The organism is Schwartzia sp. (in: firmicutes) (assembly GCF_978017985.1).
Window position 1 is genome coordinate 1 of the sequence record NZ_CDXDFU010000206.1, and the last position, 11,506, is coordinate 11,506.

The 11,506-nt window shown below is 49.5% G+C and carries 9 protein-coding genes; 2 read left to right on the forward strand and 7 right to left on the reverse strand.

All coding sequences use genetic code 11. From position 1 onward, the window contains the following. From ACY69O_RS08855 to ACY69O_RS08885, 7 genes are all read right to left on the reverse strand, one after another. Window positions 1-745: lyase family protein (locus tag ACY69O_RS08855; protein ID WP_462333104.1), on the reverse strand; the 745-nt coding region annotated here is incomplete at its 3' end. A gap of 141 nt (window positions 746-886) precedes the next feature. Beyond that, window positions 887-1,678 (reverse strand): basic amino acid ABC transporter substrate-binding protein, encoded by a 792-nt coding sequence (locus tag ACY69O_RS08860; RefSeq protein WP_462333105.1) that lies wholly within the window; start codon window positions 1,676-1,678, stop codon window positions 887-889. Between the two features lie 95 nt (window positions 1,679-1,773). After that, window positions 1,774-2,064, reverse strand: a complete 291-nt coding sequence (locus tag ACY69O_RS08865) for a zinc-ribbon domain containing protein (RefSeq protein WP_462333106.1) — start codon at window positions 2,062-2,064, stop codon at window positions 1,774-1,776. A gap of 42 nt (window positions 2,065-2,106) precedes the next feature. Beyond that, window positions 2,107-2,295, reverse strand: a complete 189-nt coding sequence (locus tag ACY69O_RS08870; protein ID WP_462333107.1) for a YjfB family protein — start codon at window positions 2,293-2,295, stop codon at window positions 2,107-2,109. Window positions 2,296-2,348: 53 nt separating this feature from the next. Then, window positions 2,349-4,058 (reverse strand): O-linked N-acetylglucosamine transferase, SPINDLY family protein, encoded by a 1,710-nt coding sequence (locus ACY69O_RS08875; protein ID WP_462333108.1) that lies wholly within the window; start codon window positions 4,056-4,058, stop codon window positions 2,349-2,351. A gap of 131 nt (window positions 4,059-4,189) precedes the next feature. Continuing rightward, the gene (locus ACY69O_RS08880; protein WP_462333109.1) at window positions 4,190-5,905 is read right to left on the reverse strand and encodes a methyl-accepting chemotaxis protein; all 1,716 of its coding nucleotides are present in this window, start codon (window positions 5,903-5,905) and stop codon (window positions 4,190-4,192) included. 213 nt (window positions 5,906-6,118) lie between these two features. Continuing rightward, window positions 6,119-9,022, reverse strand: coding sequence for an EAL domain-containing protein (locus tag ACY69O_RS08885; protein ID WP_462333110.1), 2,904 nt, complete (start codon window positions 9,020-9,022; stop codon window positions 6,119-6,121). A 249-nt stretch (window positions 9,023-9,271) separates the two neighbouring features. On the opposite strand from ACY69O_RS08885, the gene ACY69O_RS08890 reads away from it, so the two are divergent. Together ACY69O_RS08890 and ACY69O_RS08895 are read left to right on the forward strand one after the other, a co-directional pair. After that, complete coding sequence (locus ACY69O_RS08890) at window positions 9,272-10,306, forward strand: ABC transporter substrate-binding protein (RefSeq protein WP_462333111.1); 1,035 nt, start codon at window positions 9,272-9,274, stop codon at window positions 10,304-10,306. A 72-nt stretch (window positions 10,307-10,378) separates the two neighbouring features. Continuing rightward, window positions 10,379-11,473, forward strand: a complete 1,095-nt coding sequence (locus ACY69O_RS08895; protein WP_462333112.1) for an ABC transporter ATP-binding protein — start codon at window positions 10,379-10,381, stop codon at window positions 11,471-11,473. The last annotated feature ends 33 nt before the right edge of the window (window positions 11,474-11,506 follow it).

Here is an 11,506-nt window from a genome sequence, read left to right on the forward strand (position 1 = left end):
CACTAAGACGTATGCGGACACGCTCTATATATTCAGGCTCCGCGTTGAGGCCCGTACCAATTGCCGTGCCGCCCATGTTCATGACGAGAAGATTGCTGGCTGATGCTCCCTGAATACGGCGGATTCCGCGGCGTACAGCAGAAGCGTAGGACGCCATTTCCTGACCGACTGTAATAGGAATAGCATCCTGCAGATGTGTACGTCCCATCTTTACAACGTCCTTAAACTCAACAGCCTTTTTGTCAAGCTCTACCGCAAGACGCTTCAGCGCTTCGATGAGCTTCTTCGCCTTGTAACGCATACAAACCTTAATTGCCGTTGGAAAAACATCGTTGGTGGACTGTGCCATATTTGCGTGGTTGTTCGGCGAAATGAACTGATACTCGCCTTTTTTGTGCCCGGTAAGCTCAAGGGCACGGTTGGTCAGAACCTCGTTGACATTCATGTTTACCGACGTTCCCGCGCCGCCCTGAATCGGGTCAACAGGGAACTGGTCAAGAAGAGCTCCACTGAGTATCTCATCCGCAGCAGCCACCAGCGCATTTCCTATCTCGGGCTTCATACGCCCCGTATCCATATTTGCGAGCGCCGCCGCTTTTTTTACCATTACAACGGCCTGTATAAATTCCTTATCTACCTCTTCTCCCGTTATATGGAAGTTTTCCATTGCACGTACTGTCTGCACTCCGTAATAGACCTCATCAGGTACATCCATTTCTCCGAGAAAATCATGCTCCTTGCGCATTTCGCCACAACCTTTCGTCGTAATAATTTTCCGCTTAATTCTCTCTGCGTATATATTTCTATATTCAAACAAAAAATCCTGCCGGGTTTTCATCCCGACAGGATTTTGTTTTAAGGAAACGCTGATCAGTGTGTTCCTAAATTATTTAGATGTCGTACCGAACCATTTAGCGAAGATTTTGTCATACTCGCCGTTCTCATGGAGTTTCTTGAGAGCTGCGTTGACTTTTTTCTGCATCTCAGGGTCCTTCTTGGACATTGCGATACCGTATTCCTCAGAGGTCAGGAGGTCATCAAGGGCACGGACGTCCGTGACACCGCTCTTTTTGATGTAATAGTCGTTGACCGGACGGTCGTTAACTACAGCATCAACGCCGCCTGCCTTGAGTTCAAGGAACGTATCTGCGGAGCTATTGAACTCTTTGATTTCAACGCCCTCAATCTTGCGGCATTCTTTTGCGCTTGTGGTACCAATCTGAACAGCAACCTTCTTGCCTTTGAGGTCTGCGAACTTGTTGATGTCCTTGTTGTCCTTCTTAACGATGATTGTCAGACCGGATTTGTAATACGGATCGGAGAAGTTAACCTTCTGCTTGCGCTCATCGTTGATAGTCATACCGGAGATGATGACATCGAGGTTGCCGGACTCCATTGCCGGAATCAGACCGTCAAAGTTAACATTCTGGATTTCTGCCTTGTAACCCATCTCTTTTGCAACAGCGCGGATAAGGTCCATATCAAAGCCCTCGTACTCCTTGCCGCTTACATCCTGGAACTCAAACGGTGCAAAGTCTGCGTTTGTACCAATGCGCAGAACCTTCTCCGAGCCCTGTTTTGCCCCACTGTCTTTCTTTGCCGAATCGCCGCCGCAGCCTGTAGCAAGTACAGCCAGCGCCAAAACAGCAGCCATGCAGATCAGCATGATCTTCTTCATACCCAACCACTCTCCTAAAAGATATTCGAGGATAGCCCTCGTGCACAAGAAAAGCCCGGCACAAACCGGGCCTCATTGCCTGTATCAAATAATCGTCAGTGCCCTCTGCGTTTATTGAAGCAGTCCCGACAGAAAACCGGGCGGTCATCCTTAGGCTCGAACGGAACCTCTGTCTCGCGTCCGCAGTCAGCACAGACAACGGTGAACATCTGACGCTGCGGCTGATCTCCGCCCTCACGGGTGCGGCGACGTTTGTCGCGGCAGTCACGGCAGCGGACCGGCTCATTCTCAAAGCCTTTTTCCGCGTAAAATTCCTGTTCGCCTGCGCTGAAGATGAACTCCTTACCGCAGTCCTTGCACGTTAACGTTTTGTCTTCGAAAGCCATGAATTAATCCCCTCACATTGTGTAGAACGGTCCGTTGCCTCTTTAGGCAAACACATCTATCATCGTTCCAAGATTAGGATCAAGGCTTTCTGTAATATCGGACAACATGGCTTCAACACCCTGCTCGGAGGATTCCATCGCTTCTTTGAGGACAGCAACTCCGAGAGACTGCTGTACCTGAGCCTGATGCATCCCTACACTGACAGCAGCTATACTCATATCCAAGTCCACAAAACCCATCTCCTTTCCTGAATCAATAATATCAAATCTCATTATATGTGAATTTACGAAAAAGTGCAATACTCTTTCCAGAGATGACGATAAAGGTCCTCTATATCCTTCATATAGGGAATTCCGTCCATAAGACGTGACTTTTTCACAACGTTTCTCAGGCCCGAATGGAACTTCTCCAAAATCTCCATGGAATTGGCTATCTGCACCGCTTTGCGGACATAATCACCGTCGTTTTTTGCCACCAGCTCAGGAAGCCCCGCATTCTCCAGAATCGTCGCCCCGTAACGTGAACCGTGGGTATTTCCTTTCCTTGTTATAACAGGTACCCCCATGATAAGCGCCTCGCAGGTGGTCAGCCCGCCGTTGTATGGCGTCGTATCAAGAGCGATATCCACGTCCCTGTACTGCTCCAGATAATCAGGACTGTACGGGCGGAAATCCACACGCTCGGGATTGATGCCTATATCCTTCAGCCGGCTTTTTGCTTCCTCTATACCATCGGGAATGCTCGCAATCTTTCCCTTTATAATGAGCCGTGAATCCGGCACTGCCTCGAGAACTCCTCTCCACAGAAGCAGCGTTTCACGGCTGACCTTTGCGAAATTGTTGAAGCTGCCGAAGGTCACATAGCCGTTACGCTTTGCAGGCGGTTCCTCCGCAGGCGGCGGAAGCTCATGCACTATTTCCGGCGAGTAGCAGAGATGGCAGTACGGAACCCGTGCAATCTTTTCCGTAAAACCGGTTGACCCCGCATCGGGAGGCTGACATATATAATCGGAAAGAAAATAATCAGCTTCATGAAGTCCGCTTGTGTTTATATCCCCGATTGCAACCATCTGTATCGGCGCGGGACGGTACGTCAGCACAGGCAGGCATGACCCCTGTGAATGTCCCGAAAAATCCACCAGGATATCAATCCTGTCCTGATAGATTTTCTGCGCCGTTTCCTTGGGTGTAAGCCCCGTAACATCACGCCATGCGGCAGCGTAGCGGCGGAACCGCTTTGATACATGGTCCTTGCTTCCGATGGTATAGCAGAACACAGAGAAATCCAGCTTCGAGTAATCACGCAGGAACGGAGTCAAAAAATTCGCCACGGCATGCTCCCGAAAGTCCGGAGAAAGATATCCTATACGGAGCTTTCTGTCCGGCACTCCCTCAGGGCGTGTGTGAGGAAATTTAACCCTTATGCCGAAGAAGGCATTGTATCCCTCCCTCAGTGCCAGATGGTGCTTATCCTGTGTCTGATAATTCGTCAGAAACAACGCCTTGCTGTAAAGGTCTGCCTTGCCTGCAGGGTCCTTCACCAGCGCGCTGACATCCATGCATACCTCCGCAGCCTCTTTAGCTCTGCCGAGAAGATAGCATGTATCTGTCAAAAGGCGTCCTGCCCGTTCCAGCAGAGTGAGCTTATATTGGGGAATATCCCCCTCCGCGACCTCGCCAAGCCGCCACAGACGCTGCAACAGCGGAATGGCTGCACGCAGCTCAAAGTTCCCCACGGCAAGCTCTGCCGCTGTCAACAGAATACGCCAGTTATACGGGTCTGATGAAGACACTCTCTGCACTATCCGCTCGGCCGCGTCTTCTTCTCCCAGATAATAGGAAGCCTGCGCCAAAAGCGCCAGCGCGTCAAGGTCGTCCAAATCATGTGCCAGAATCTCACGGGCACAGGCGCGCATGGCTTTGAAATCGCCCTCCAAAAAGAAATCGTTCGCTTTATTGAGCCAATCTTCTTTTTCTTCCTGCTTAATCGTCAAAAGCCACACCTCCCCCGTATCTTCAATTATTCGCCATGATGCTTTAATTCTCCTGCAATGAAAGAAGATTTATTGTACATGCAAACAAAAATCCCCGGCTCTCGAAAGAACCGGGGATATTGTATATTGATTTAGAAGCGGAATCTCTGCAGGGAGTTCTGCAAATCCTGAGCAAGCTCGGAAAGCGAACCGCTGGCAGAAGCAATCTCTCCTGCGGACGCAGACTGCTCTTCGGCAATAGCCGAGACATTCTGCATCTCGTCGGAAACTTTTGTGCCCTGCTGGTCAATCTCTGCAATCTGATTGGAGATATTCTGCGTATCAGTAGCAACTCCCTGAATGGAGGAGCTCATCTCGGATACCTCGCCCGTTACCATATCAACATTATCGCGAATCTCGTCGAATGTAGCACGGAGACCTTCGACAGCCTGTGCACCGACGGATACGGCTTTAGTTCCTTCACGCATGGAGGAAACAGCGCTCGTTGTATCGTTCTGGATAGAACCGATGAGCTCTGCAATCTGCTGTGCAGCAGTCTGGGACTGCTCAGCAAGCTTTCTTACTTCCTCTGCGACAACTGCGAAGCCGCGGCCATGCTCACCTGCACGCGCAGCCTCAATAGCTGCGTTGAGTGCAAGGAGGTTTGTCTGACCTGCGATACCGGAAATAGTCTCTACGATAGTACCGATTTCCTGAGAACGCTCGCCCAGCTTATCGACAATACCTGCCGACTCTCCGACCGTCTTCTCAACGCTCTTAATCTGGTCAACTGCGGAAATGATAGCATTGCTTCCTGCCGTTGCTTTATCAAATGCAGCGGAGGACTGGTCCGCAATTTTCTGTGCTTCCTGTCTGAGGCTTTCAATAGCCTGAGATACCTGCTGAATGGACTCTGTACTGGAAGCAATTCCGACCTGCTGCTGAGCCACAGCGCCTGCGGCACGGGTTACGGCCTGTGCCGACTGCTCAGAAGCCTGCGCGGACTGTGAGGAGCTTGCAGTCAGCTCTTCCGAGGAAGCGGCAATCTGATCTGACGAGGAATGAATCTGCTTCATGAGTTTATTGAGATTCTGACGCATAGCGATAAAGGATTGTTCCATATCGCCGAACTCGTCCCTGCGTTCTGCGGACATTCCCGAATCACGGAAATCGCCGTCGCTGAGCTTCTTGCAGTTAGCCATAATTTCATCAAGCGGGTTTGTAATCTCACGGGAAATAAAGATGCTTGCCAAAACAAGAACAACAAGAGCAACTACACACTGGATAATCATGTTGCGGGAAGCTGCCTCGGATTTAGCAATATTTTCCTGGTACATCTTCTCGGAGTTTGTCATTACCGCCGTCTGCTTTGCTTCAAGCACCTTGCGCATAGCGGTTGTATCCTGGCTGCCCTTTGTGGAGTAGAGCTTCTGTGCACCTTCGCGGTCGCCCTTTTCATTAAGAGCAAGAATCTCTCTCATAGTACCGGAGAACTTAAGCCAGACTGTCTTCATTTCCTCAATGGAATCCATATTGGAGCCCGGTGCAACTCTGGTTTTGTAGTCCTCCCAGGTTGCGAGGTAATTCTTGTCTACCTCATCCATGTCCTTCTTCAGGTCCGCAAAGCGCTCAGGTGTCGTCGCACTCATGGAAAGAGCTGCACGCGACTGCATGTCACGCATGAAATACTTCATCTGACCTGCATTGTAGCCGTTCTTCAGACGCTGATTGTACATGACGTCAATTTTCTTTTGGGCATCCTGGAAGGTTGAATAACCTCCATAGCCTACCACAGCAAGCGCAATAAGCGCTATGACCGCCAGCGTCAAAATCTTGAACGCCACTCTGATGTTTTGAAAGAATCCCATAAAGATACCTCCCTCTCCCTTCCGTAAAAGAAGACTTATTAAACTTTAAAATTTTTGAATTAATTATGTATCGATTTATATATTTATATTTCGACATAAAGAAAATTTTTCCTTCTTATTTAATTCTTTTTTTGCTATTTCAAATGTTTTTTGCACAAAAGAAAACCGCTCATGCGTTCTCGCATCAGCGGTTAAAAACAGTTAAATATTAATTCACACCATATCATTTGATATTACATGCGTTGAAAGGAATTCTGAAAAGGTTTCTTCATTCATTGGCTGGGCAAAAAGGAAGCCCTGTCCCAGCATGCAGCCCTCTTCACGAAGCATCTGCTCCTGTTCCTGGGTTTCTATACCCTCGCAAAGAACACTCAGCCTCAGTCTGCGGCCGAAATCGATAACGCCGCGCAGAATAGTACGTCCCTTGTCGTCATTTTCAGCCGCCAGAAGGATCGCCCTGTCGATTTTTATTGTATCCATGGGCAGCGTGTGCAGCATTGCAATGGAGGAATATCCCGTACAGAAGTCATCCATGGCAAGGCGGTAGCCCATGTCACGCAGCTTCTTCGCTATACCCACGGCGTACTTTCTTGCCGCCTGTGAGTCATAATCAACAAAGGCCGTTTCAGTAATTTCCAGTTCGACAAGCCCTTCCGGCAGAGGAATTTCTTCTGCCAGCTTCTTCATTTTCTCGATATATCCGACCTCGCTTATATGCTTTCCCGACTGGTTCACTGAAACAGGCACAACCGTAAGTCCTGCATCAAGCCTGCGTTTTAGATAAAGCATCGTCTCTCTCAGAACAAAGTAGTCCAGTGCCAGAATCAGATTTGTACGCTCAAGCACAGGTATGAACTGCCCCGGACTCAGCGGGCCAAGCTCACTGCTGTTCCAGCGGACAAGGGCCTCAGCTCCTGCCACAGCGCCCGAATAAAGGTCGTATTTCGGCTGATACCAGACATAAAATTCATTGTTTTCCAATGCTGCCGGAAAAATATTTTCAATCTTCTGCTGCTTGGCACGCTTCGACATCAGCTTCTCGTCATAAATGCAGCAGAGTACCCCTGTTTCATCTGCCTCCGCCTGAGCAATCTCAACCTGCTGGATAAGCTCCTGCGCAGATATTTCTCCTGTTTTCGGCACCTGCACAAAACCTACATTGTATTGCATGGTGATGGGGAACATATTGCTTGTAAGATGTATGTTATCCTTGAATCCCGCGATAACCCTTTCAATCGGATAATCCTTCGGCATACAGCAGAATACATAGCTCTGGTTAAGCGCTCCGGGGGTAGCGTAATGCTGAAACCATGAGAACTCACTGCTCAGCTCTTCGAGCACTTTCTTCTGTATTTCCGCGGCCTCGTTTCGCGAGCATACCGCCATAAGGCGGTCAAAATGGCAGATATTGTTCAACATGATATACAATCTGCCCTCGGCGCGGGCCTCTTTATTTTCTTCAATAAATTCCGGAAGATTCTCCTCGAACCAGCGGAGATTATAGAGTCCGTTGCGGTAGTAGCGATACGCCGCAATCTGAAGCCGTTCGTAATTCTTCTGCTTCTGGCGATAGATATATACAACACCGCCGATAATAATTGTCGAAATAATTATCACGGCACAGAGGGATTTAACAGGATAATAATATACAAACGTACGCCAGCTGTGCTCAGGAGTTATTGCCAGTGCGGATTCATCAATTATCGCCTGAGTATCCGCGGTTCCGATATGCGCAATTTCTTTATTAAGAATACGGACAAGAACCGGATCCGCATTTCGGCATACGCCCATGGAGATATCCTGCAGCATGACACTCTGTCCCGTTGAATACAGTACCGCGTATTCGGGCTGCATCAAAATGAGCTGGGCCAGAAGAATTTTCGTGAAAAAGATGTCCGCGGTTCCGTTTCGTACCGCCTCTACACATTCCTTGTCAGTGTCAAAATAAATAATCCTGCTCTGTGGATACGTTTTTTCAACATACTGTCTCGTAAAGAAAAGGCCTCTTACGGCTGCTACACGCGGCTCTCGTACACTTTCCCTGTCACGGCGCACAATCCCCGTATAGGAGGACTCCATATAAGGGAACGTAAACCACATATTGTTCTCTCTTGCCCAAGCCGCATTTGTATAAACACTGGCAACCATATCGGCCCTGCCGTCATGTACCATGGCAAGAGATTCCGCGTAGCTCCCCGCCGGAACCATTTTAAACTCCACACCCAGATCCTTGCCAGCTCTTTTCAGGTAATCAGCATATATGCCGTGCACCTCGTCCCCCGCTTCATAGGCATAGGGAGCCTGTCCCGAAAAGACAGATACCCTTATTACAGGGTGCGCGCGAAGGTAAGCAATCTCTTCCTGCCTGAGGAAAAGCGGCTGTCCCCCCGGAAGCATTTTATCCGGAGAATCACCCCAATTTTTTTCGGAGGATGATGACCTTATTCTTTCCATAGAGCGTGTGAGATGCCCCATCAGCTCAAATCTGTCCTTACGGACAGCAAGATAAAAATTCTCCAGAAAAAGATTCCCTGTGGCGATAGCCAGCGGCGCACGTTCAAAGCCCGTTGCCACCATGCCGTCAATCACACCTGTTTCCCACGCCTGACGGAGCTCATCCGTAGTTTCATACGGCACGGGAATATACTTCACCCCGCCGAAGGAACCATACTCGGCAAGGGCGCCTCCCAAAAAACGCAGATTATGAAATGTCCTGCAGTATCCGATACGCTGTACCAGTCCGTCACCGTCACGCAGGAACAAATAGCACGGCATACGGACAATAGAACGGGTCGTGCGGAGAAGTCCGTCCTCCGCACCGTCCATGTGTTGAGTAGCCAATGCCATATCCAGCTCACCGTTCTCAACCTTCCGCAGATTGTTCTCAAGAGTATCTGCAACATATACAGGATCAAACTCCGCGTATACAGCGAGATTCTCTATGTGGTTGTACAAAGCGCCTTCATATCCGCCGTAGCCGTCTACCTCAAAGGCCCCCGGAGCATAGCTGACACCGATACGAAGCTGCGGCAGCTCCTTTGCCTCGGAAACTAAAGGCATGAAAAAAAACAGCAGAAAAAGAGCTGCTGCTTTAACAATGCGTGAACTTCCCTTCACAGCGCTCCCTCCCTGCCTAATTATTCTGAATCTTATTTGACACAGACACATATATTATATAGGTACTTTTAAATCATTTCTATAGCTTTTTATGAGAATTACATATGAAATTACTTTTTTATCGACAAAAAAGATTTACACATTGACATCGAAGATGGGCTTCACTATAATTTTAGTCAAATAAGAATAGTCTGAAAAGGGAAGCTTCCTCTTTCAGCAAAAACTAATTCACTATAAGGAGTGGGGCGTATGAAGAAAAAGAGTCTCGTATTATTCCTCATTGCGGTCATGGCACTTTCAACCGCACTTTTGGCTGGCTGCGGCGGTGGACCGAAGCAGGAGTCCAAAGGCGGCGACGCTAAGGGAAACAAACTTGTCATCTACACGTCAATGAAGGAATCTCTGATCAGCGGCATCGTTGAAGGCTTCAAGAAAAAGAATCCGGGCATCGAAGTCGACTATCAGTCCGCAGGCGCAGGCAAGCTCATGGCAAAAATTGCTGCAGAGCGCCAGAGCGGCCACATTCTCGCAGATGTTATCTGGACATCGGAAGTTCCTGACTTCTACCAGATGAAGAAAGACGGTATTCTTGAGAATTACAAACCGTCGAACCTCAAAGAAATCCTGAATCCGTTTGATGACTATGACGGCTCCTTCACGGCAGCCCGCCTCGGTACTCTCGGTATCGCGGTCAACACGGACAAGATCAAAGAGTTCCCGACAGCTTGGGAAGACCTCGCAACGAAGCCTGAATACACAAAAGCATTCGGTATCGCTGACCCGGCTCTCTCCGGCACGTCCTACATGAGCGTCGCGCTCCTTGAGCACCAGTTCGGCTGGGATTACTTCAACCGCCTTGCTGCAAACGGCACACGCATCGGCAAAGGCTCCGGTCAGGTCGTAGACGATACGTCCTCCGGTGAGCTCTCCGCATGCCTCGCGGTTGACTACATCACCAACAACAAGATTGCAAAAGGCGCACATCTCCAGATGGTATACCCGAAGGAACTCATTATGGTTCCGAGCCCGGTTGCTATCTTCAAAGGCTCCAAGAACCTCGACGCAGCAAAGAAATTCGTTGACTACCTCCTGAGCCAGGAAGCTCAGCAGAAGGTTGCCGACGCAGGCACGGTTCCTGTCCGTACGGATGTAAAACAAAATCCGAAGCACAACCTTCCTAAACCGGAGGATGCTATGAAGAACGGCATCAAGGTCGTTTACACGGAAATTCTCCCGCAGAAGGAAGCTACGATTCAGAAATTCACGGAAATCATCAAGAAATAATGCTTGCTTGATTCCGCAGAAAAAGACGACGGGGCGGATATCGCCCCGTCGTTTTCATTAAGGAGGTCTCATATGGACATCATTCGCATGGAAGGCATCACAAAGGGGTATCCGGACCACCCGGTACTCAATGACCTGACTCTTTCCATAAAGAAAGGCGAATGCTTCACCCTGCTCGGCCCGTCCGGCTGCGGCAAAACGGTGCTGCTGCGCCTCATTGCCGGCTTTGAATCGCCGGAGACAGGCAAAATTTTCATCGATGATATCCCTGTCAACGATATGGAAGAAGGCATCGACGTACCGCCTGAAAACCGCGGTCTCGGCGTCGTGTTTCAGGATTATGCCGTCTGGCCCCACATGACGGTATTCGAAAACATCGCTTATCCTTTGAAAATCGCAAACGTTCCAAAGGACGAAATTCAGAAGCGTGTCATGGAAATGGTCGACATCGTAGGCATGACGGGACTCGACAAGCGTTATCCGTCCGAGCTTTCAGGCGGTCAGCAGCAGCGTGTCGCTCTTGCCCGCGCCCTCGTAGGCAAACCGTCTCTCATGCTTCTCGACGAGCCACTGTCCAACCTTGACGCAAACCTGCGTGAGGAAATGCGTTTTGAAATCAAGGAGCTTCAGAGGAAGCTGGGCGTCACAGTCCTTTACGTTACACACGATCAGGAAATCGGTCTTGCCATTTCCGACCGTGTTGCAATCATGGACGAAAATGGTGTCATTCAGCAGATTGGCACACCGTGGGAAATATTCGAGCAGCCTGCTAACCCATTCGTATTCAACTTCATGGGTATCGCAAACTTCATAGATGTTCGCCGCGACGGCACGAACTTCCTCGTAGGTACAGGCACACAGCCAATGCCATGGGAAGAAAAGCCTGAGGGCGAGGCTGTGGACTGGGTAGCGGCCTTCCGCCCCTCTGATGTAACAATTTCCCGCGAGGACAAAGGACTTCACGGCATCGTGCGCCGTGCAAACTTCCTCGGAGCTATGATGGACTATCTCATAGAAATCGACGGAACATTCCTCCGCACAAGCCTTGAGACACATCATGCAATCGCCCGCGACCTGATACTGAAAGCAGGCGATACCATAAACGTCCAGTTCCTCGCTCTGCACTGGTTCGAAAAAGAAACCTTGAAAGGAGTGCGTAACGAATGAGTCAGGTAAAAACAAAAAGCTCCTTCGGCGTGG